We start from the raw sequence: 23,074 nt of genomic DNA on the forward strand, positions 1-23,074 counted from the left end.
TGGCTATGATTAGCGAGCCTTACGGGTAAAGGCTTGGCAAATATTTTGGTTACCGGTTTGCTTTGCACGCCTTAATGCTACCTCTGCATTACTGAGATAATGTTCAAAAGACTGCTGCTCTAGATACCCAGAAATACCGATATTAATCCCTTCATTTAATTCATTTTGCTCCAATCTATCCATAATGCTCATGGCGTATTTGTGTGCTTGAACGGAATCACTTAGTGGCAGCAATATCACCAAAGAGCCTAGACGCCAATGGGCGATTTGAAAGCCTGTGGGTAAATCGATGAGTAACTGCATTTCAATGTCTTTTTGGCGTTGCTCTAAATGGTCTATATCACTGATGTGACTTATGAGCCCCTCAGGGTTAATGTCCATGATCAATAAGCAGGTTTGTTCACGGCTAGACTCTGTTAGGGTATTAAAATGTAGTTCTAATTCTGAAAGCTGCAATACCATTGAACTCAGTGGCGTTTGTTGATTAGGTAATTGTTTTAGCGCTGTTTGCGGCAATAGATTTTCAAAAGTACAGATAAAATACTCGTGTTCACCGTCGACAGAATGCTCCGAGCGAATATTGGCTTTTAAGCTAGTGGCAAAAGGGGTTTCACTGCTGGCGATTACTTGGCCCTTCCATTTCCCTTGCAAGCTGATGCGGCTATTGATATCGGCCCATTGTTTGGTGATGTCTTTACCTAACAGGCTTAAGATATTGACATTGCTGTCAGCAGCGAGGGCCATTAAGTTTTTAAATTTAAGGTTATATTTGAGTAATTGACCGCTGGAATCCGTTAATGCCGTGGCTACAGCGCTCTCAGATAATAACTGGTAACGGTATGCTTGATGCTTTGCTTGGGTAAGTTCGGTGATGTTTTCAAAGGTCACCAGCCAGTATTGCTCACTGTGTTTATTTTTATAGCTGGGCTGACAACATAGTGAAATAGTGCAGTTGTCATTATTTAAATTGACCACCTGCTTCCAAGTGACATTGTCACGCATGGCTTCAGTGAGCTGTTTATATTGCTCATCTTCTAATGACAATACGCGCTGTAAACTGCGCTCAAACAGTGATTCAATACTGGTTGATAGGGTATTAGCTGCTTGTAAATTGGCTTTGATGATGCGACCGCTAGTATTCACTATTAAGCAATTTTGATTACTGTTAAATAATACACTGGCTAAATTAATACTATTGCTATTGGCGGTGCTTTCTAAATAGAAGCGATGCTTTAACACCAATAAACTGGAGGCTAACGCGGTAATGATCAAAGAGAAGCAAATTAACATATAGCGCCAGTGATCAAACTTTGCAGCGATATCCTCATGGCGAATATAAGACAGTAGATAGTATTCTCTTACCTCTGCATCTTGAGGTGCTACTTCAACCTTTAAAAACACAAAAGTGCCACTGTCAGTATGAAATTGACCAAAATGGGTGTTGGCCATGTGTTGCCATAATTCTGGGTATGACTGAATAATACTGCTGCCCAATGTATTAGGTAGTCTTTTCATGGGAAACTGCTGATTACCGCCCGCATAGAGCACGCCTTTAGAGCCAATAAGCAGTAATGGCGAGTTATGGTTAAAAAATGCCGGTTTGATGGATTCGAGTATTTCAGAAACCGAGTTGTAGGTCACTAAGTAACCGCGAATACTTTGGTCGTTATTTTCAATCCATGCCAACTGGTAAACATAAGGGGTTAACTTGCCATTTATTGGCACAAATTGAATATTGGAGTAGTAAGTGTCATTGCCTCCCATTGTATTGGAAGCTTCTAGAATAAATTCAGGGATAGTGACGTTACTAAAAGCATCTGTTGAGCTTATGCGTGGATTACCTTGGGGATCAAACAGGGTTAAACCTAATAACTCAGGAATATTGTTAAGCAATATGTCCCAGTTTTCTTCTAGCTTATGACGTTGCGCCTCAGATGGATTGGCTAAATATTGTTTCACAAGCTCTGCTTTCGCGAAAGCTTGGGTGCGAAATTGAAGGAAGTTAATTTTATCCGATGCGAGGGTGCCTACTGTTTGTATTTCACTATAACGCTTATCTGCCCAATCTTCTTGTAGGCGCCTTTCGCCTAACTTAAGCAGTAGCACAGTCAAAATGACAATACTTAACAGCATAACCAATAATTGACTAGACAGCGCTAATACATGTTGTCGCGCCCATTGAATATCTTGGGTGGAGATTAAAACAGACTTTGAGACGTTTTTATTAGTATATCTCTTAAACATTCACTTACTTATTTTTAACAGTCCCGGTAAGTGAATGTTAGCACGAATGCCCCATAAGGTTGACCTTAGAGACTGAGTTTTTCAGTAATTTTTTGTTCAAAGGTAAAAGTTACCATAAGGGCAAGTGGAGCCAATAATAAAGCTTAATCCAGAAGCCTCTTGGTTTAGTTAGCCAACAATATCCAGTTGACGACATTTAAAGGTTGCGCCTCGTTGCTCAACTAATATTTTACAACGGGCAATATCAACCCCTTCAAGGCCATTGATTGCCGACACATGTACATCACTTATAAAAGTGGGCGCCATTTCGATAAAGCTGAGTACAGCAGCAAATGCGTGTTTCAATTTGGGCTGACAATGCTGAATATACAGGGCTTCAGTATCGGCATTGAGCGATATTGACAAGCTATCAATACAAGATGCTAACTCAGGTAATATATTGCGCCGATGGAAAAGGTTAGCTAAGCCATCGGTATTTAAACGCACTTTCGCACCTGATTTTTTAAGCTGCGTAGCGACCACTAATAAGGTCTCAAGGTTTAAGGTTGGCTCGCCATAACCGCAAAAAACATACTCATCAAAGTCAGCAGCATTGCCTAATAAAGGAATAATATCGTCAGGCTTCACTTGCCTATCAAGAGATAATTCATATTGATGAACTTGTTTTGAGTCATTATGTTTGGGGCAAAACTGGCATCTTAAGGTGCAGCGACCAGTAATATTAAGGTAGCGACTGCCGCGAATATCATAGACTAAGGTGTTGGCTGCGGTATCATTTGTCGCCGTTGCTGTAGTATTCGTTTTTGACATTGTGGTTTCAGGCTTCATCTGAATATCATTATTGCAGTGTGATTAAATGATATTAACCTAAGCCAATATTGATATCTGTTTGTGAGTTCGCATTATTGGCTAAAGCGCCAATTTCATGAGCTTTAGGCATAAAAAAGGGAGCTAAGCTCCCTTGTTAATGTACTTGGACTAGGCGCTAATAATAAGCTTCATCGTCTTCTTTTTTCGGCTGCCACCACCAGTTAAATATCCGCCGCGTTAACTGCTTCACATCATCTAAAATGATGTACAGTACAGGCACTAAAATCAGCGTTACTACAGTGGAAAACAAAATACCAAAGGCTAATGATGTTGCCATCGGAATGACGATTTTAGCTTGCAGGCTTTTTTCTAACAAAATAGGTACTAAGCCAACAAAGGTCGTCATTGAGGTTAAGATTATTGCTCTGAAGCGATAACAGCCCGAGTCGATGGCTGACTCCATTAACGAGAAGCCTTTGCGGCGGGCGCGGTTAACAAAGTCCACCAAAATCAGTGAGTCATTGACCACAACCCCAGCCAAGGCAACAATGCCACAAAGGCTTAATACACTCATGGATATCCCAAGAATGAAGTGACCCACCAAAGCGCCAATCATGCCAAATGGGATCACCGACATAATGATTAATGGCTGGCTATATGACTTTAATGGAATCGCCATCAAAGCATATATGGTAAACATGGCAAAAAAGAACCCTTGCAAAAGGCCCAGCATGGCATCTTGTTCATCTTGACTGCCACCATCTAATGCGGCGTTGACCTCTTTGTAGCGCTCAGTCAATTGCGGTATAAATTCTTCTTGGATTTCACCAACCACTTTTGATGGCTCAACGGTGTTTTTGTTCACATTAGCGCTAATGGTAATCGCTCGGCGACCATCAACACGAGTAATTGATGCAAAGGATTCACCTAGCTCAATATCTGCCACCGTTGAAAAAGGCACAGCAACACCTTGTGGGGTGCGAATTAACATGTTTTCAAGGTGACCAATGGTGCGGCGCTGCTCTAATGGGTAGCGCACCATCACTTTGATCTCTTCTTTGTTACGAAGAATTCGCTGGGCTTCATAACCATAAAAGCCATAACGCACCTGACGGGCTAGATCTGACAGGGTTAACCCTAGTGCTTCGGCTTCTGGGCGAATGTTGAGTCTGATCTCTTGGCTACCAGATGAAAAGTTATCCGAGATATCGAACACACCTTCATAGGTGGCAAGTTTGGCTTTTAACTCTTTTGAGGCTTGGGCTAGTTGCTCTAAGTTACTTGAGGTTAATCTAAACGAAATATCGCCGCCGGCATCATTGGTACTGGCAGAAATATTAAGCTTTTTCACTGATAATAATTCAGGTAGCTGTTTACGCCACTCTTCAGCTATTGTGACACCGTCAATTTCACGATCTTCACCTTTTGACAGCTCAGCAAAGATAAACCCAGAGCTACTGGAATTTATCGCGATAAAGCTGTGCTTTAACACGTCAGAGCCAGTCTCTTCGACAAACTTTTCATTCATGGCGTACAGCGCTTCTTCAACTTGCTGTACCACATATAAGGTATTGAGCTCGGAGCTGCCTTCTTCCATCTCAAGGTTGACTTGAATAAAGTCCGACGGAATATCAGGGAAAAATACCCAACGAACTTTGCCACTGGCAACCAGTGCGATAGATAAAATCAGTACCCCGACAAACACCGCCACAACGTTGTAGCGATTTTTAATACAAGTACCTAAAAAGTTGCGATAATTGTTGTGAATAAAGTATTGCAGCTTCTCATTAATCCACAGTTTAAATTTTGAGAATATGTTAGTTGGCGGGCGCTTTTTCTTCACTTTCATATGAGCTAAATGCGCCGGTAAAATCAATTTTGATTCGATAAGTGAAAACGCTAACGCTAGGATCACCACCATACCGATGGACTTCCAAATTATCCCCATAGGTCCTGACACCATGATCATCGGTATAAAGGCGGCAATTGTGGTGAGTACGCCGAAGGTTGCGGGCATGGCGACCTTTTGCACCCCTTTAATGACATTCTCTAAGGAGTGACCGTTGTTTTCTACTTCTGTGTAGGCACTTTCGCCGATGACAATGGCGTCATCCACCACGATCCCCAACACCAGAATAAAGGCGAATAGGGTTAACATGTTGATTGACATGTTAAAGGGCTCTAATGGCATCAATAATAAAGTGCCAAGAAAACACACGGGTAAGCCGACCATAACCCAAAATGCCAGTTTCAAGTCGAGAAACAAGGCTAAGATCATAAACACCAATAATGCACCATAAAACATGTTTGATAACATCATGTTTAAGCGGCCTTCAAGGTAATGGGTTAAATCTCCCCAGGTATCTAGCTCGACATTGGCGGGTAGGGTGGTTTTCTTATCGGCGATATAGCTTTTAACTTGCTCTGAAATCGTCAGCGCGTTTTGATCGTCAATGCTGGTGATTTCAATAATCGCGGCAGGTTTACCATTAAAGCGGGTGTATTCAATGCGCTCTTCGAAACCATCTTTAATGGTGGCAACATCGGGTAGCATGATACGGCTGCCATCTGGGCGGGTGGAAACCACAATGTTGGCAAAGTCGGCTCCAGTATAGGCCTGGCCTTTAGTGCGCAGCAAGATATCACCATCTAGGGCTCTAATTGAGCCACCGGGTAAATCTATCGAAGAGTTTTGTACCGCTTGTGCGACTTGAGTGAAGGTTATTTCATATTCACGCAGCTTATCTTCTGATAACTCAATGCCTATTTCATAATCTAGCACGCCATTAACTTGGGCACGTGTGACAGCAGGTAAATCGGTAATATCATCACGGATGCTTTTAGCCATTTCTTTCATCTCATGGAGACTTAAGTCGCCATAGACAGAGACCCAGATGACATTGTTTTCAGGTTTTATTTGGAAAATATTCGGCTTTTCTATGTTGTCAGGAAAGGTTGAAATCGCATCGATACGCAGCTTAGCCTCATCTAAAACTTGCTGAACATCATAACCGTCTTCAACCTCAATGGTGACTGTTCCTACGCTATCACTGGCAACTGAGGTGACCTTGGTAATACCATTAATATCTTGAATGGCCTCTTCGATTTTAATATTAATCCCTTCCTCAATCTCTTGAGGTGCAGCGCCAGGGTAGGCTACTGAGATCGTCAGCAAATTAAGTTCAAAGCTAGGGAAAACTTCCTTATTAATTAATTTGGCGCTGAATAAACCACCAATGAGCAGGGCTGCCATAAGTAAGTTAGCGGCAACACTATTGCGAGCAAACCAAGCAATAATGCCTTTGTTGTAATCGATATCGTTATCGGAGGCTGAGTTTGAATTAGTGTTATCCATTACAGATCACCTGCTATGGTTATTTCATCACTGTTTTCTGCTGGCGCTTCTAGTTCCTCATCTGGCGCGTCAGCTTCTTCACCTAACAATTTCACTTTCTGGCCTGAGGTCATATTATTGATATCGGTGATCGATACGCGCTCACCACTTTTCAGGCTACCCTTAATATAGACATGTTCAATATCGGTGCGCACGATATTAACTGGGCGTATTTCAATGGTATTGTCGTCTTTAACAATGGCAACTTGATTGTCTCTTACCACATAGCGGGGTAGCTTCACTATGCCATCGACAGTGCGACCAGTGATAACGGCAGTCACAAAGCTGCCATATTTAAGTGGGAGTTCATTTTCGCCGCGCTGCTGTCTTAGGTAAGGATCTTTAACTTCTGCGACTAAGTAAACCATACGGTTTTGCTCATCAATGACGTTTTCACTGCGGACAATATTACCTTGCCAAGTAAATGAATTACCCGCCAAAGAAGCGCTTAAAGTGACTGAGGTATCAGGGTTATCCACCGACTCTAAGTAAGCTAAATCATTGTTGCTCAGTGGTAAGCGAACTTCAGCAATGCTGATATCGTATAGCTCACCTAAATTTGTCCCTAAAGAGACATATTGGCCTAAATCGACGTTACGCGCTTTAATGAGGCCATCAAATGGGGCTCTTATCACTGTGCGCTCTAAATTTCGCTGAGCACGGGCAAGTGCGGCTTTAGCGTATTTGACATTGGCTTGTTCTTTTTTCAGTTGCGGTATACGCAGGCCTAATTCTGGCGGTAGGCCATCATCAAAATCTTTAAATTCAATTTTAGCGACTTCACCACGGGCGACTTCTTCATTAAGCGCTGCATAGGCTTGGGCAAGGCTAGCTTCTGCTTGGATAAAATCAGCTTCATAATCTGAAGGTTCAATTTGTGCTAAAGCTTGACCTTGTTTGACTATACCGCCGGCGACAAAACTTGGATCTAGGCTAACTAAACGGCCTTGTACTTCGGTGACTAACTGGGTTTTGTATTTAGGGCTGACAACACCATACGAAGGCAGATTTAACGAGACTGTTTGTAGCTCGACGTCAATGACATCAACAATAGCAATTTTAGCTTGTTCTTGTTTTTGCTCAGGAGCTTCTTTGGTACTTATCAGCACAAAAGCTAAGCCTGCGAAAATGATCAGGATAAATAAAGGCGATAGGATTCTTAAGATTCGTTTCATTGGTAACTGTATCCATACAAAATATTACATCAGAGAGTAACTCTATTTTTTTCATGACTTTTAGAGTCTTATACCCGCTAAATTAGCAGAGTTCGTCAGCGAGCTAAAGCGATAGATGTAAATTAAATGTTTCATAAGATTTTTTCATCTTTATTTAGGGTTTTACACTATAAAACTGATTTTTAGATAAAAAAAAGCCCTGAAGCATTATATTGATTCAGGGCTTAAACAGTTTTTTAATCGCGAGAGAAAGGCTTACTTTTTCTTTTTCGCTTTTGCTTTTTTAGATTTTTTCTTCGCAGCGATTTTCACTTTGTCTTTTTTCTTGCCAGGCACTTTCGCTTCTTTGTGCGTTGGTCGTAAACCGTCGATGTAACGACGTTTTAGTGGCTGCTCAATATAGCGCTCAATTTTATTAACGATGCGCATATCATGGGCTTCAATTAATGAAATTGCCGTGCCTTTCGCGCCTGCGCGTGCAGTACGTCCAATACGGTGAACATAGGCGTCGGCTGAGCGAGGCATATCAAAGTTAATCACGTGGGTGATACCTTCAATATCAATACCACGGGCTGCAACATCGGTTGCCAGCAAGATATTGACTTCGCCTTTACTGAATTTACTTAAGGCTTGGAAGCGCTTTTTCTGCTCCATATCACCACGTAAGAAAGCGCAAGGAATTCCGGCTTTAAGCAGCTGGCCTTCAAGGCTTGCTACAATCTCACGGGTTTTTACGAATACGATAGTGCGCTTAACTGACTCTTGCTGAAGAATGTTGCATAGCAAGGCAAACTTATGGGCTTGATTATCGGCAAGGTGAGCCCATTGGTGAATTTTGGCTTTTTCACTGCGAGGTGAGTCAACGTCAATCGTGACCGGGTCATTCAATAGCACTTGCGCGAAGCGCGATACACCGCTGCCTTCAAGGGTGGCAGAAAATAACATATTCTGCTTACGGCCTTGGGCCTCAATGGCGATAGTTTCTACCACTGACGAGAATCCCATATCTAACATACGGTCAGCTTCATCAATGATCAGGATTTCAACTTCTGTTGCTTCAAACTGGCCTTTATCAAGATATTCAACTAGGCGACCGGGAGTGGCAATCAATAAATCGACATTGTCTTCAAGTTGTTCTTCTTGGGGGCCGTATGGCACACCACCGGTGATAATACCAATATCGAGATCTAAATCGGTGGCAAGGTGGCAAGCGTAACGATGAATTTGGCTAGCAAGCTCACGTGTTGGGGTTAGGACTAACACACGGGCTTGACCATTGAATCGTCTTGGGAAATCAATCAAGTGTTGTAATGCTGGCAGCAAAAAGCTGGCCGTTTTACCGGTACCTGTTGGCGCTTTAGCTAAAATATCCCGTTGTTCCATCGCCATTGGCAATGTTTGTTGTTGAACTGTGGTCGGGCTCATATGTCCCATGGCCTTTAATGAATCTAAAAGCATTGGATCTAGGTCAAAATCTTCAAATAGCATGCGCTGTAGGTCTCACTGATTGATAGCCGAGCATTATAACCTAAGAAGCGCAACTCAGCGAGAGCGATATCTATACAAAGCTTAAAGTTTTAGATAGAACTCACGACAAAGGGCGATCATTTGCTGACTATATTGACCGCTGGGATCGCTTATCACCAAACTTGAGTGCTCGGTGCTTTCAATCTTTGCTTGATGCTTAAGCTCAAGCAGTAATCGTCTTGGTGGCTTTTTGCTAACCGTTGAAACGCTGACGCGCTTAGATATGGCCAAAGAGGTTTGTGTTAATGCGCCGGTAAAGCGCGTTTCACTTTCAATTGGAAGAATCAAGCTCGCCGCGCCATGTGGCGCCAATAATAACTCAATATGTTTCAGTAACTCGCTAAAGCTTAAGCTATCGGTATGTCTCGCGGTTGCTCGCTGCTGCAGCTTTGATTGCGGCCCATTATCAAAGTAGGGCGGGTTACAAATGATGCTATCAAATAATGGGCTTAGCTTAGCTTTATACTGAACTAAGTGCTGGGCACTAAAGTCTTGTATTGCCCCATGGTGTAACTCAATCATCTCAGCCCAAGGGCAATTGGCGATATTGTGTAAACAATCTTGAGCGGCTAAATCATCGAGCTCAACAGCGACAATTTTAATCGCTGAGCTTGCTTGTTGATGGGCTCGCTGGGCTGCCATCAAGGTCAGTAATCCACTACCTGCACCGATATCCAAAATCGTTCGGCTATGTTCGATATTAGCCCAAGCGCCTAACATCACCCCATCTGTACTGACGGGCATACCGCAGCGGCTATCATCAATATGAAATTGTTTGAAACTAAAAGGCATAGGACTATAGATTGAGAAATGGCCGATTATGGTAACTGTTTTTGCAATTTTTCCCAAACGGATAGTAGGTTGATTTATTGTTGCTAATACACTGGCAGCTTCGGTGCTTGTGTTGTTATTGTAGCGCTAATGTTTGGCTGTTTTTAAGCTTGTTTTCAGATGATGGTTGTTTTTGCTTTATGCGGGTTTTGCGCTTGTGTATCTAAGTGCTATTTGCTATTAGTTCCTACCCGTTTGAGCACATTATTGCGGTTTAAATGGGAAAAATGAAATCAGCTTCACAAATCGGCATAGGTATTACGAAAATACGCTGAATTTATCAGCAATATTGCAGTGATTTTAGTGAGCTTAAGTGTAATTTAAAGTTTACAGGTTTGTCGGGAGGTTAGATTAGCGATAGCTAATTGTTGACTATTCCCTTAAGTTTGTAAAAAAACAAAACAACAAGATGGGGCAATGTGTGCAAAACAATAATATGAGTATTGGCGATACGATAGGCTTAGGCTTTATGACGTTCGCATTTTTCTTAGGTGCTGGTAACCTAATTTTTCCACCGTTTGCAGGTATGTTAGCTGGTGAGAACATGACACTAGCAATGTTAGGCTTTCTTATTACTGCCGTGGGTTTACCCCTTGCTGGACTTATTGCGATTGCAAAAGCAAATGGTAAGGTCATGGCGATGTTACCGGCATTTGCGGCAACTGCTTTAGCGATTTCTATCTATATTATTATCGGCCCAGCCTTTGCTGCTCCGCGTACAGGCTTGGTGGCTTTTGAAATTGGTGCTCGTCCATTTTTAGATAATGCCGATGCAATCATCCAACTTGGTGCACTGTCACTTAATAAAGCACAATTGTTTTATACCATTGGCTTTTTTGCCATTGCGATGTTGTTGTCGTTATTCCCAGGTAAATTATTAGACAGCGTTGGTAAAGTATTAACCCCTATTCTTATTTTCCTATTAGTCGGTTTAGCATTATCTGTGATCATTACCCCTAGCGCTGCAATTCAAGCTGCAAGCGGTGATTACATTAATAGTCCACTTTCTAAAGGTATTTTAGAGGGGTACAACACTATGGATACGCTAGCATCATTGATTTTCGGTATGTTAATCATTGATATTTTGCGTAAAAAAGGCATCACTGATTCAAAAGCGCAAACTCGCTATTTAGTACGCGCTGCTATCATTGCTGCATCGGGTTTAGCTTTTGTTTATGTGTCATTATTCTATTTAGGCGCTACCGCTGGTGATATTGCTTTGGGCGCTGAAAATGGTGGCCAAATTCTAACAAACTATGTGACTCATGAGTTTGGCACTATGGGGACTATCTTATTAGCAACGGTAGTGAGCATTGCCTGTTTAACAACTGCAGTTGGGTTAATTACCGCCTGTTCAGAGTTTTTCAATGAGCTATTGCCTAAGATCTCATACAAAGCGTTTGTGATTTTCTTCAGTTTGGTTTGTGCCACGGTTGCCAATGTGGGCTTAACGCAGTTAATTAACATCAGTATTCCTGTGTTAATGACTATTTACCCAGTGGCAATTGCATTGGTAGCGATTACTTTCTTAACTGAGCGTTTCCCTCGTCCTGAATTTTCACATCGTTTAGTGTTATCTGTTGCTTTGTTCTTTGGTATTTTTGATGGTCTTCAAGTTGCTGGCGTAGATACAAGTTTCCTAAGCTTTATGCCACTTCATGCTGAAGGCATGGCATGGTTATTACCAGTAGGGCTTGCGATTATTGCTTGTTTATTTGTTCCTGCCAAGGATCAAGCTTTAGCTGCAAGCTAGGTAACCTTTGTCAAACTAAGCTAACTTTAGTTACACTAACGGCGTTATTTCATCTTGAAATAACGCCGTTTTTTTAGGAATTCATGTGACAGATAAGTATCAAGCCGATCCCATTATCGATGCATTTTTAGATGACCTTTGGTCTACGAAAGGACTTAGTGACAATACACTGGCTTCCTATCGTACTGATCTACGCCATTTTGAACGTTTTGTGCTAACGAAAAAACGCCAGTTGATTAATGTCGATCAGTTGCTGATCCGCGATTACTTAGCCTTTCGAGTGGAACAAAATTTTGCAAAAAGCAGTACTGCGCGGTTATTGAGTAGCTTGCGGCGTTTGTATGGTTATTTGTTGGTTAATGAGCAGATAGCTGTTGATCCCACCGCGCTGGTTGAGTCCCCTCAATTAGTTAGGCAATTACCCGAGGCACTCAGTGAAGCCCAAATAAACAGCTTACTGGATGAGCCCAATGTTGATGATCCGCTAGAGTGCCGAGATAAAGCCATGTTGGAGTTACTTTATGCCACTGGGTTGCGGGTAACCGAACTGGTTAGCTTAACCCTTGAGCAAATAAGCTTACGCCAAGGCTTAGTGAGAATTGTCGGTAAGGGCGGTAAAGAGCGCTTAGTTCCCTTAGGTGAGTTAGCGGTGACAGAAGTAGATCAATACCTTGTTGCGGCAAGAGCTGAGCTACTGGGTAATAAGCAAAGTGATGTACTGTTTCCATCAAAGCGCGGTCAAATGATGACAAGGCAGACCTTTTGGCACCGAATTAAGCTATATGCGTTACGGGCAGGAATACACAGCCATTTGTCGCCCCACACTTTGCGCCATGCTTTTGCGACCCATTTATTAAATCACGGCGCAGACTTACGGGTAGTGCAGTTGCTACTGGGCCACAGTGATTTATCGACTACGCAAATTTACACCCATGTAGCTAAAGCGAGGCTGCAACAGTTGCATAGTGAGCACCATCCAAGAGGTTAGTGCAAAATGAATGTTTATTATTGCTTACACAAAATGAGCGCTGTGTAGTTGCTTTCATGAAATATTGTCTGTAACTTTTGCGCTGATGAGCGGGTCTATATAGTGAGTAGACTAATACAGATTGACCAAATAGGATTTTAAATGAAGTTAACCAAAGCATTCTCTTTAGCTATAACGCTTGCAGTAGCCCCGTTATTACATGCCGCTTCTGCCTCTGATATCCCTAATGAAGCAGAACTCAAAAAACAAGTTTCAGATACCTTAGGTGTGAATGTTTTGAGCATTGAGGCATCGCCAATTGATGGTCTTTATCAAGCGCTTACTGACCGTGGTCTGCTATATGTGTCTCCAGATGGCAGTAAGTTACTTCACGGTAATATGTATGATTTACAAAAGGGCATGAAAAACTTAACCGAGGCAGCACTAGCAGGCCCTCGCATTGATATGTTAAAACCTTTTGAAAAGGATATGTTGGTTTATAAAGCCAAAAATGAAAAACATGTGGTGACTATTTTTACCGATGTTGATTGTGGCTATTGTCGTAAGTTGCATCAGCAAATGGATGGCTATAACGATTTAGGAATTACCGTAAGATATTTAGCTTATCCTCGTGCGGGTATTCCGTCAGCGAATGCCGATGAAATGGAAGCTGTGTGGTGTGCTAAAGATCCACTACAAGCGATGACCGATGCCAAAACTGGTCGTAATGTAAAAGCGGCAAAATGTGATGCTAATATCGAAGGTCAATACCGCTTAGGTGGCTCATTTGGTATTAACGGTACCCCAGCAATTGTGTTAGAAAATGGCGTATTAGTACCAGGCTATCAACCGCCTGAAGCATTATTAAATACCATTAAAACCAATCTTTAATCTACAGTGAGTTAACGGATTTAGCCGCTAAAGCGCGTTAAAAGACGTTAATTTATAACAAAAGGTGAGCCCAAAGCTCGCCTTTTTTGTTATGGTAAATTCAGTTGCAATGATTCATTCCCACTTCATAATTCGATATTTTCTTAAGGTGTTTTTGTGGCCCATAAAATTGTTCGCCGACCTCTAGTAGACGATAGTCATTTACCAGCTAGTATTCCTGCTATTTTAAAGCAATTGTATGCCCGTCGAGGCGTCGACCTTTTGGGCTGTGATCTGAGTCTTTCAAAGCTATTACGCCCAGATTCTATGATGGGCTTGGCTGAAGCTGCGCGTATTATTGCCGATGCTATTATGGCGAAAAAGTCCATTTTGATTGTGGGCGACTTTGACGCAGATGGCGCTACCTCAACCAGTGTGTGTTTGTTGGCATTACGGATGATGGGTGCTCAGCATGTGGATTATCTTATTCCTAATCGATTTGATTATGGCTATGGCTTAAGCCCAGAAATTGTAGCTGTGGCGCAGTCAAAAGGCGCTGAGGTATTAATTACCGTAGATAATGGTATTTCATCCATAGAAGGCGTAGCAGCGGCTAAAGCGCTGGGGATGACCGTAGTGGTGACAGATCACCATCTACCGGGTAAATCATTGCCCATAGCCGATGCCATTGTTAATCCAAATCAAGCTGGCTGTGAGTTTGCCAGTAAATCTATTGCAGGTGTGGGCGTGGCATTTTATTTGATGTCTGTACTGCGCAGTGAATTACGCGCCCGCGATTGGTATCAGCTTAATCAATTAGCCGAGCCGAACTTAGGCAGTTTATTGGACATTGTTGCACTGGGGACTGTGGCTGATGTGGTTTCCCTTGATAGTAATAACCGCATTTTAGTGCAAGCTGGCTTACAAAGAGTACGTAGTGGTCGCTGCCGTGTTGGGATCACAGCTCTGCTTGAAGTCGCTAAGCGAAACCCGCAGCGCATTGTCGCATCAGATTTTGGTTTTGCAGTAGGCCCAAGACTTAATGCCGCAGGACGCTTAGATGAAATGGCCTTAGGGGTCGAAACCCTACTTTGTGAAGATATGATGCTCGCCAGACGCATGGCAGGTGAGCTTGATGGTCTGAATGCTGAGCGCCGCGAATTAGAAACCGGTATGCAGCAAGAAGCCCTAAAAAGCTTACAAAAACTCAGCTTGGATGAAACTAAATTACCTTGGGGATTAGCCATTTTTCAAGAAGATTGGCATCAGGGCGTGATTGGTATTTTAGCATCACGCATTAAAGATAAATATCATCGCCCCGTGATTGCTTTTGCCGATGCGGGTAACGGTGAGATTAAAGGCTCCGCTCGCTCGATTAAGGGCTTACACATGCGTGACTTATTGGAGCTAATTAATAGCCGTCACCCTGGGATGATCCTTAAGTTTGGCGGACATGCGATGGCAGCAGGACTATCCCTAAAAGCTGATGCCTTTAGCGAGTTTGAACAAGCCTATGACAAAGCGGTGCGCGAGATATTAAAACCTGAGCAGCTTACCGGTGAGATTTTATCTGATGGTGAATTGCCAGTCGCGCTGATGAACCTCGATACTGCCTATTTGTTAAGAGATGCAGGCCCATGGGGGCAAGCATTTGAAGAGCCATTATTTGATGGTTATTTCAGTGTCATTCAACAGCGCATTGTCGGTGAAAAGCACCTAAAGCTGGTGTTAGAGTCTCAGTGTGGCGCTGTAATGATGGATGCGATTGCATTTAATGTTGATTTAACCACTTGGCCTGATGCAAGCATAAAACATGCTCGTGTGGCTTATAAACTGGATGTGAATGAGTTTAGAGGTAATCAAACCGTACAAATGCTGGTGGATTACATTGAGCCAGCTTAATGGGTATTGTCTGTGAGGTTAACTTAAGCCAAGGGTGACTTTGTGTTAGTTAGCTGCGGCGCTAATAAGTTGCGCTTTAATGAGCTGGTATTACTCAGGTGTGCTTGCTCAAGAGGCTAGTACAAGGAGCTAGTAAATGAGTCAGAGTACTGACTCAAAGTCGTTAAGGCGCTTTATTGATGCAATGGTTACCGCATGAATGATAAATGACAGAAACAAAAAAGCCTCGCATTGCGAGGCTTTTTTGTTATTTGGTCGCGTTAGCCACCAAATCTAAATATGGTGCCCGAACCCGGAATCGAACCAGGGACACGAGGATTTTCAATCCTCTGCTCTACCGACTGAGCTATTCGGGCGACGGGATGCAATTTAAGGTTTTAAGCCGTTTGAGTCAACCGTTTTTTTAGCATTTAAGCTGAAAATGTGTCAACTGCATATCTTTTGTACCTTTTGTGATGTTTTATTCTACATGGCGTATAAATAAAAAATGCCTTCAAATTGAAGGCATTCTAGCGTTGTTAAGCAGTAAGGCTAAACATTAGTTACTGACTAACTCATTATTCGGGAAATTTGCCGCCATCACGGTTACCACGTTTTGCTTTAGCTGCTCTTGACCTAATTCTTCGTAAGCCTGAGCCATGATTTCAAGGGCATGTTCAGTTGATGGTGTTCCTGGGAATTGCTCCATCACAGTTTGTGCTCTTACCGCTGCAGCGCTCCAAGCGCCCATTTTAATATAATACTCAGCTACTTTGATTGAGTATTTTGCTAAACGGTTTTTTAGGTATTGCATACGATGTTGTGCATCTGCTGCATACTTACTATCTGGGTAGCTTTTGATTAAACGATCAAAATCTTTAAAAGCATCTTGGGCATTTTTAGGATCGCGATCGGTGCGGTCAATATTCATCATATCGTGAAAAAGATAATTATCAGCCTGCATATTAGTCAAACCACGCATATAATAGACATAATCAATATCTGGATGGGTTGGGTTTAAGCGTAAAAAGCGGTCAATGTTAGCAATACCTGATGCGACATCATCCATCTTATAATAGGCAAAAATCATGTCCAATTGGACTTGAGTTTTGTGGGGGCCGAACGGGTAACGCGAGTCTAACGCTTCTAGGGTTCTAACGGCTTTTGAGTAGTTCCCAAGTTCCATTGAGGTTCGTGCCTGAGCATAAAGTGCTTCTGGCGACTTGTTACTGACAACTTCTTCTTCAAAACCTTTAGAGGTGCTACAAGCCGTTAAAGTCAATGAAAACAATACTAGGGCGGCGCCTTTGGCAAAATTATGCATATGTAAATTCAATTCTTTTATAAGTTATTGTTAAGAATTTTTCCATTTCACTGTAAAATAGAAAACAATCCGATTGTAACAGATAGTTCATTCACTTTGGACCCCAAAAAAGGGGTACGGTTCCTATGACACAAGAGATTAATCTAAAAAGCGAAATCACAGCAAGTCAAACGGGTCTAAGATTAGACCAAGCTTTGGCTGAATTGTTCCCTGATTATTCCCGTACACGCATCAAAGAATGGATTTTATCTGGTGCAGTTTCAGTTGATGATACTGTCGTCGATATACCTCGTGAGAAGGTACTAGAGTCGCAGTTAATTGCTGTAGAAGCAACGCTTGAAGAAGAAGTTAAAGATAAAGCGCAGAAAATCCCACTAGATATCGTCTACGAAGATGACCATATTTTAGTGGTAAACAAGCAAGCGGGCTTGGTTGTGCATCCTGGTGCAGGTAATGCTGATGGCACATTATTAAATGCGTTATTACATCATTGTCCTGAAATCGAACATGTACCACGTGCTGGTATTGTGCATCGTTTAGATAAAGACACCACAGGTTTAATGGTGGTGGCTAAAACGGTTGAAGCACAAACTCACCTTGTTGCGGCGCTTCAAGCCCGTGATATCGTGCGTGAATACGAAGCAATTGTGATTGGTACTATGACAGCTGGTGGCACGGTTGATGAACCTATTGAACGCCATGAAACTCGTCGTACTCAAATGGCAGTGATTATGGGGGGCCGTCCTTCAGTCACTCATTATCGCGTTGCTGAAAAATTTAGAGCCCATACTCGTTTAAGACTGCGTCTTGAAACAGGTCGTACTCACCAAATTCGTGTTCATATGGCTTATATTGGCCACGTGCTAGTTGGTGATCCTGTTTATGGTGGTCGTCCACGTCCGCCTAAAAAAGCAAGCAAAGCGTTTTTTGAACTTTTAAAAGGCTTTGAGCGTCAGGCGTTACATGCGGTGCGTTTGGAGCTTGCACATCCGTTTACCCAAGAAATTATGACTTGGCATGCTCCTATCCCTGAGGATATGAAGATGCTAACCAAAGCATTGCGCGAAGACACAGAACTAAATCCAATAGAATACCTATAGGCGTTAGTCTTGCGTAAGCGATGGCATAAGGATTGATTGTGTTTAAAGCCAGTTGGCCATTACCTGATAATGTTGCTATCGCCATGACAAATCGTCATGGCGGTGTCAGCAAACCACCTTATGACAGCCTGAATTTAGGCTTGCATGTGGGGGATGTTGTAGCAGATGTCATGGCCAATCGGGCTTTATTACAAACAGCGCATTCAATCCAGTCGCCACTTGTTTGGCTTGAGCAAGTGCATGGCACTGACATCATTGATTGCTCTAGACTGACGACAGCTGATATTGCATCTCCTCTCATTGGCGATGGTAGTTATACCAACTCCCCCAATACTGCACTGGCGATTATGACCGCAGATTGCCTTCCTGTATTACTATGTAATAATGCGGGCACTGAAGTTGCTGCAGTCCATGCCGGCTGGCGTGGCTTATGTGATGGCATAATTGAAGCCGCAGTTAGCAAATTTTCCTCTCCAACGACTGAACTCATCGCCTATTTAGGTCCTGCAATTGGCCCAGGTGCGTTTGAAGTTGGCGCAGAAGTACTTCAATATTTTACCGAAAAGCATCCTCAAGCGACTGACTACTTTAAACCGCAAGCTGAAAAGTATTTAGCAGATTTAGCGGGCTTAGCTCAAATGAGACTGGCGTTATTAGGTATTCCCCAAATATATTGCGCTAATCGCTGCACTTTTAGCGATAGTGATTACTTTTCTTATCGCCGCGAACAACAAACTGGCCGCATGGCGTCGCTTATCTGGCTTAAGTCCTAATCTGTTTTTTAGATTTGATCTACATCATTTAACCTAACGGTTTATTTTTAAATTCGCCTCATTAGATTGAAAAATCCATAAACACCCCCATATTTTACTTATCAAAAACATTCCCGTTTTTAAATTAATTGTTTAGGAGGCCGTATGAGACTCGATCGTATGACCAATAAGTTTCAAATCGCCATTTCAGATGCACAGTCACTGGCGTTAGGACGAGATCATCAGTTTATTGAACCTATTCATTTGATGATGGCTTTGTTAAATCAAGATTCAGGTTCAATTCACCCATTACTGACCCAAGCGGGCATTAATGTCAGTGCACTGCGTTCGTCAATTAGCCAAGAGCTGGAACGAGTATCGCAAGTGCAAGGCACCGGTGGTGATGTTCAGTTGTCACAAACCCTGATCCGCTTGCTGAACTTATGCGATAAATTAGCCCAAAAGCGAAAAGACAAATACATTTCGTCAGAGTTGTTTGTATTAGCGGCGTTAGAAGGCAATGACCTGTTAGCTAAAAGCCTTAAAGCGGCGGGTGCCACCAAAGAAGTCTTGGAGTCGACCATAGATCAAATCCGTGGCGGACAAAATGTCGATGATCCCAATGCCGAAGATCAACGCCAAGCGCTAAAGAAATTTACCGTCGATCTTACTGAGCGAGCAGAGCAAGGTAAATTAGATCCGGTTATTGGCCGCGACGAAGAAATTCGCCGTACCATCCAAGTACTGCAGCGCCGTAGTAAAAACAATCCAGTATTGATTGGTGAGCCCGGTGTGGGTAAAACTGCCATCGTTGAAGGCTTAGCTCAACGGATTGTCAATGGCGAAGTACCTGAAGGCATTAAAAACAAACGGGTACTTTCCCTTGATATGGGCTCGTTAATTGCGGGCGCAAAATATCGCGGTGAATTTGAAGAGCGCCTCAAAGCAGTATTAAGTGAGTTAGCCCAAGAAGAAGGCCAAGTCATCCTGTTTATCGATGAGCTGCACACTATGGTTGGTGCAGGTAAAGGCGAAGGGGCGATGGATGCAGGTAATATGCTTAAACCCGCTCTTGCTCGAGGCGATTTACATTGTGTTGGCGCTACCACGCTTGATGAATACCGTCAGTATATTGAAAAGGATGCCGCACTTGAGCGTCGTTTCCAAAAAGTGCTGGTTGATGAGCCAAGTGTGATAGATACCATTGCGATATTACGGGGTTTAAAAGAACGCTATGAGCTGCATCACCATGTGGAAATTACCGATCCTGCTATTGTAGCCGCAGCCACTATGTCACACCGCTATGTCTCTGACAGAAAGTTACCTGATAAAGCTATCGATTTGATTGATGAAGCAGCCTCAAGTATCCGTATGCAAATTGACTCAAAGCCAGAGTCATTAGATAGGTTAGAGCGTCGCGCAATTCAACTTAAGCTAGAAGAACAAGCACTAGCGAAAGAAGAAGATGAAGCCAGTCGCAAACGTCTGAGTGATTTACAGGCTGAGCTTGCTCAAGTTGAAATTAAAGCCAACGAGCTAAACGAAATTTGGCGCACTGAAAAAGCCGCATTGGCTGGCACTCAACATATTAAAGCCGATTTAGAACAATCGCGCATGGATATGGACGTGGCGAGAAGGGCAGGCGATTTAACGCGAATGTCTGAACTGCAATATGGCCGTATTCCTGAACTTGAAAAGCAATTAGATTTAGCTTCTCAGGCTGAAATGCAAGACATGACCTTATTACGCAATAAAGTCACCGATATTGAAATTGCAGAAGTGTTGTCAAAAGCCACCGGTATACCAGTGAGTAAAATGCTCGAAGGTGAGCGTGACAAGTTATTGCAAATGGAAGACGCACTACATCAAAGAGTGATTGGTCAAAATGAAGCGATAGAAGCGGTATCAAATGCGATTCGTAGAAGCCGCGCAGGTCTAGCTGATCCAAACCGCCCTATAGGTTCTTTCCTCTTTTTAGGCCCAACTGGTGTGGGTAAAACCGAACTATGTAAATCATTAGCGACATTCCTATTTGATACTGAATCCTCCATGGTGCGTATCGATATGTCAGAGTTTATGGAAAAGCATACCGTGTCACGGCTGGTGGGTGCGCCTCCTGGTTATGTCGGCTATGAAGAGGGCGGTTACTTAACAGAAGCCGTTCGTCGTAAGCCTTATTCTGTCATCTTGCTCGATGAAGTTGAAAAAGCCCATCCTGATGTATTCAATATCTTACTGCAAGTATTGGACGATGGTAGATTAACTGACGGCCAAGGCCGAACGGTCGACTTTAGAAATACCGTTATTATCATGACCTCAAATTTAGGCTCTGACATTATCCAGCAAGGTTTTGAAACCCAAAACTATGCTCAGATGAAGGCATCGGTAATGGAAGTCGTTACCCAAAGCTTTAGGCCTGAGTTTTTAAACCGTATCGATGAAACTGTGGTGTTCCATCCACTATCAGCTGAACATATTGCCTATATCGCAGAAATCCAGTTAGAGAACTTAAAAGCGCGCTTAGCAGAAAAAGACTTTAGCTTAACGATCTCTAAAGCTGCACTGGCATTAATTGCTGAAGCAGGATTTGATCCTATATATGGAGCAAGACCACTCAAGCGTGCCTTGCAGCAGGAAGTTGAAAACCCATTAGCTAATCACTTACTAAAAGGTGATTTACTACCAGGTAAAGCAATCAACGTAGATGTGAAAGATGGTTTGCTAACATTTAGCCAATAATCTACTTCGTCATTAATCAACTTAGTGCATGGCTAATCAATTGAGTGAAGCAATTAAAGGGGCATAGTAGTTAACTATGCCCCTTTTGTGTTTTTGGCGAGGTGAGACTGATTAATAGAAACTATCCAAAATAAATAACCCTTTTGACGAATTCGTAAACCCAGTGTCGGCAAGCTATCTTGCGAGTATCAAATTTATAAACTAGCTTGAAAGTAGACTGTTTAACTCAACCACTGTGATTTTAGTCAAAAGGATATAGCATGAATAAATTAGTTGTAATAAGTAGCGCACTCATAGCAATAGCCCTAACAGGCTGTAGCTCTGCCCCCCAAACCAATGGCGAAATCCCAGTTATTAAGGTTGGTAATGTTGATTACGACAGTATTTATCATTATGGCTATAACCGTGGCTGTCAAAGTGCACTATTGCAAAGCACATCAAGTGAATCACTCGACGGAATGAAAGATAAAACCTTAAATGGGATAAATGCATTTGAAAAAGGTTGGCGCTCAGGTACCCAAACCTGTAATGGTGGCGAGTTTAAATCAATGTACACTGTTGGCAATTAATCATGCCCAATCGACAAAACTTATAGCAAAAGGGGCCAATAGGCCCCTTAATATCACAATGTCATGCTATTGCTTAATATTGTAGCTAATACAATATTACTGGCAAAACAGTTTTATTCTTTCTTCATTGGTTTCAATTTGAGCAAGTCTCTCTTCTTCGGTTACCTGTACGGCTTCACCGGTGGTGGGATCTTTGCGGTGTAATCGTTGATAAGTATTTAATACATTTAGGCTGTGTTTAGCGCTTTCACAAATAGACGCTGCTTGTTCAGCATCTCTAGCCTTAATGGTTTCGGCATTCTTTTCTGCATCCGATGGTTTATTTGCACTTGATGATGCATTAGCAATAACAGGTAAGTAACCCACTTGTGCAGGCTCAATGTCTTCACTATAGAGTTTTTCAGAATTAACTTCATTCGGTGGCTGTTGACTATAATGCTTTACCCCTTTCTCATCGACCCAAGAATAAATCACGGTAGCATTGGCAACTTGTATCAAACTACAACAGCCTATTAAACACAATAAACGTAAACTAAGCATATATATTCCTAAATGGTGTATACCAACTTTCCTTATTAAAAATAAAATAGGCGATTTGAACCTTAAAACCAATAGTTATTATCGAGTTTATTGAAGACTTAGTTCCAATACTTGAGCTATTGAAGGTAAACAAGCAGCCTAGAATTGGCAGTCAACAACAAAATAGGGTGGTTTTAGGTGATAAAAACCACGAATTGTTTAGCTTTTGCGCATTCAGTTTGTGTTGCAGATAAAAAATGCCAAAAGCCCTTGCGCTAAATCTTAACTTGCCTATAATGCGCATCCACTGACACGGCGACAGGCCAATAGCCTCAAGGTGTTAGCGTTAATTAAGACGCTTTTAAAGCTTCATAATTAACCGGTTGAAAAGCATTTTAAATTAACGTTAAAAATGACTTGACGCCAACAACGGGAAGTGTAGAATACGCATCCCTAAGCCAGCGACCTAGCGTCAAATGGCCGCTGATATGAAAGATTATTTCTTACATAATTAGCAACGCTCTTTAACAAATCAAACAAGAAATCTGTGTGGACACTCACAGGTGTTGAGTTAATCGAAATTGCTCATTCTTTCTCGTAAAGAGTGAAGCAATCAAAA

The 23,074-nt window shown here is 42.4% G+C and carries 16 protein-coding genes and 1 tRNA gene; 8 read left to right on the top strand and 9 right to left on the bottom strand.

Features of this window, described 5'->3' with window-relative positions; all coding sequences use genetic code 11:
- Positions 1–9 precede the first annotated feature (9 nt).
- The 6 genes from Q4557_RS08460 to Q4557_RS08485 all read right to left on the bottom strand — a co-directional run bounded on the left by Q4557_RS08460 (position 10) and on the right by Q4557_RS08485 (position 9,942).
- Positions 10–2,244 carry a PAS domain-containing protein gene (locus Q4557_RS08460; protein WP_102439694.1) on the bottom strand — a complete coding sequence of 745 codons (2,235 nt, stop codon included), beginning with the start codon at positions 2,242–2,244 and terminating at the stop codon, positions 10–12.
- Positions 2,245–2,412: 168 nt separating this feature from the next.
- Positions 2,413–3,072 (bottom strand): TatD family nuclease-associated radical SAM protein, encoded by a 660-nt coding sequence (locus Q4557_RS08465; RefSeq protein WP_303412065.1) that lies wholly within the window; start codon positions 3,070–3,072, stop codon positions 2,413–2,415.
- Between the two features lie 157 nt (positions 3,073–3,229).
- A complete protein-coding gene (locus Q4557_RS08470; RefSeq protein ID WP_303412086.1) occupies positions 3,230–6,370 on the bottom strand; it encodes an efflux RND transporter permease subunit in 3,141 nt (1,046 codons plus the stop codon).
- A 38-nt stretch (positions 6,371–6,408) separates the two neighbouring features.
- Positions 6,409–7,623 carry an efflux RND transporter periplasmic adaptor subunit gene (locus tag Q4557_RS08475; RefSeq protein ID WP_303412067.1) on the bottom strand — a complete coding sequence of 405 codons (1,215 nt, stop codon included), beginning with the start codon at positions 7,621–7,623 and terminating at the stop codon, positions 6,409–6,411.
- Between the two features lie 255 nt (positions 7,624–7,878).
- Positions 7,879–9,111, bottom strand: a complete 1,233-nt coding sequence (gene srmB, locus Q4557_RS08480; RefSeq protein WP_303412068.1) for an ATP-dependent RNA helicase SrmB — start codon at positions 9,109–9,111, stop codon at positions 7,879–7,881.
- Between the two features lie 81 nt (positions 9,112–9,192).
- Positions 9,193–9,942 (bottom strand): tRNA1(Val) (adenine(37)-N6)-methyltransferase, encoded by a 750-nt coding sequence (locus Q4557_RS08485; protein ID WP_102476938.1) that lies wholly within the window; start codon positions 9,940–9,942, stop codon positions 9,193–9,195.
- A 448-nt stretch (positions 9,943–10,390) separates the two neighbouring features.
- Between Q4557_RS08485 and brnQ the strand changes: the two genes are divergently transcribed.
- The 4 genes from brnQ (at position 10,391) to recJ (ending at position 15,473) form a co-directional block, all read left to right on the top strand.
- Entirely contained in the window at positions 10,391–11,734 is a 1,344-nt protein-coding gene (gene brnQ, locus Q4557_RS08490) for a branched-chain amino acid transport system II carrier protein (RefSeq protein ID WP_303412070.1), read from the top strand.
- A gap of 85 nt (positions 11,735–11,819) precedes the next feature.
- Positions 11,820–12,722 carry a site-specific tyrosine recombinase XerD gene (xerD, locus tag Q4557_RS08495; protein WP_102439689.1) on the top strand — a complete coding sequence of 301 codons (903 nt, stop codon included), beginning with the start codon at positions 11,820–11,822 and terminating at the stop codon, positions 12,720–12,722.
- Between the two features lie 141 nt (positions 12,723–12,863).
- A complete protein-coding gene (gene dsbC / locus Q4557_RS08500; RefSeq protein ID WP_102439688.1) occupies positions 12,864–13,592 on the top strand; it encodes a bifunctional protein-disulfide isomerase/oxidoreductase DsbC in 729 nt (242 codons plus the stop codon).
- 156 nt (positions 13,593–13,748) lie between these two features.
- Positions 13,749–15,473: a single-stranded-DNA-specific exonuclease RecJ gene (recJ, locus tag Q4557_RS08505; protein ID WP_102476940.1), complete on the top strand. Its 1,725-nt coding sequence runs from the start codon at positions 13,749–13,751 to the stop codon at positions 15,471–15,473.
- Positions 15,474–15,753: 280 nt separating this feature from the next.
- Here the strand turns inward: recJ and Q4557_RS08510 are convergent.
- Together Q4557_RS08510 and Q4557_RS08515 are read right to left on the bottom strand one after the other, a co-directional pair.
- Positions 15,754–15,829: transfer RNA gene (locus Q4557_RS08510), tRNA-Phe, on the bottom strand.
- A gap of 182 nt (positions 15,830–16,011) precedes the next feature.
- On the bottom strand, positions 16,012–16,776 hold the full coding sequence (locus tag Q4557_RS08515; protein WP_102439686.1) for an outer membrane protein assembly factor BamD: 765 nt from the start codon (positions 16,774–16,776) through the stop codon (positions 16,012–16,014).
- A 125-nt stretch (positions 16,777–16,901) separates the two neighbouring features.
- Here Q4557_RS08515 and rluD point away from each other — a divergent pair, with 125 nt between their 5' ends.
- From rluD to Q4557_RS08535, 4 genes are all read left to right on the top strand, one after another.
- Positions 16,902–17,876 (top strand): 23S rRNA pseudouridine(1911/1915/1917) synthase RluD, encoded by a 975-nt coding sequence (rluD, locus tag Q4557_RS08520; RefSeq protein ID WP_076540848.1) that lies wholly within the window; start codon positions 16,902–16,904, stop codon positions 17,874–17,876.
- 38 nt (positions 17,877–17,914) lie between these two features.
- Positions 17,915–18,649: a peptidoglycan editing factor PgeF gene (gene pgeF, locus Q4557_RS08525; RefSeq protein ID WP_102439685.1), complete on the top strand. Its 735-nt coding sequence runs from the start codon at positions 17,915–17,917 to the stop codon at positions 18,647–18,649.
- A 144-nt stretch (positions 18,650–18,793) separates the two neighbouring features.
- Entirely contained in the window at positions 18,794–21,367 is a 2,574-nt protein-coding gene (gene clpB / locus Q4557_RS08530; protein WP_102532215.1) for an ATP-dependent chaperone ClpB, read from the top strand.
- Between the two features lie 260 nt (positions 21,368–21,627).
- Positions 21,628–21,936, top strand: coding sequence for a hypothetical protein (locus tag Q4557_RS08535; RefSeq protein WP_102439683.1), 309 nt, complete (start codon positions 21,628–21,630; stop codon positions 21,934–21,936).
- 96 nt (positions 21,937–22,032) lie between these two features.
- Here the strand turns inward: Q4557_RS08535 and Q4557_RS08540 are convergent, their stop codons facing one another.
- A complete protein-coding gene (locus Q4557_RS08540) occupies positions 22,033–22,476 on the bottom strand; it encodes a DUF4124 domain-containing protein (protein WP_102439682.1) in 444 nt (147 codons plus the stop codon).
- Between the last annotated feature and the right edge of the window lie 598 nt (positions 22,477–23,074).

The organism is Shewanella sp. 5_MG-2023 (assembly GCF_030547465.1).
Classification (GTDB): Bacteria; Pseudomonadota; Gammaproteobacteria; order Enterobacterales; family Shewanellaceae; genus Shewanella.

Coding starts and splice junctions, on each gene's coding strand:
- rluD (WP_076540848.1), top strand. CDS start 16,902: ATGACACAAGAGATTAATCTAAAAAGCGAAATCACAGCAAGTCAAACG.
- Q4557_RS08460 (WP_102439694.1), bottom strand. CDS start 2,244: ATGTTTAAGAGATATACTAATAAAAACGTCTCAAAGTCTGTTTTAATC.
- Q4557_RS08465 (WP_303412065.1), bottom strand. CDS start 3,072: ATGAAGCCTGAAACCACAATGTCAAAAACGAATACTACAGCAACGGCG.
- Q4557_RS08540 (WP_102439682.1), bottom strand. CDS start 22,476: ATGCTTAGTTTACGTTTATTGTGTTTAATAGGCTGTTGTAGTTTGATA.
- Q4557_RS08535 (WP_102439683.1), top strand. CDS start 21,628: ATGAATAAATTAGTTGTAATAAGTAGCGCACTCATAGCAATAGCCCTA.
- Q4557_RS08475 (WP_303412067.1), bottom strand. CDS start 7,623: ATGAAACGAATCTTAAGAATCCTATCGCCTTTATTTATCCTGATCATT.
- Q4557_RS08485 (WP_102476938.1), bottom strand. CDS start 9,942: ATGCCTTTTAGTTTCAAACAATTTCATATTGATGATAGCCGCTGCGGT.
- Q4557_RS08515 (WP_102439686.1), bottom strand. CDS start 16,776: ATGCATAATTTTGCCAAAGGCGCCGCCCTAGTATTGTTTTCATTGACT.
- brnQ (WP_303412070.1), top strand. CDS start 10,391: ATGGGGCAATGTGTGCAAAACAATAATATGAGTATTGGCGATACGATA.
- srmB (WP_303412068.1), bottom strand. CDS start 9,111: ATGCTATTTGAAGATTTTGACCTAGATCCAATGCTTTTAGATTCATTA.
- dsbC (WP_102439688.1), top strand. CDS start 12,864: ATGAAGTTAACCAAAGCATTCTCTTTAGCTATAACGCTTGCAGTAGCC.
- clpB (WP_102532215.1), top strand. CDS start 18,794: ATGAGACTCGATCGTATGACCAATAAGTTTCAAATCGCCATTTCAGAT.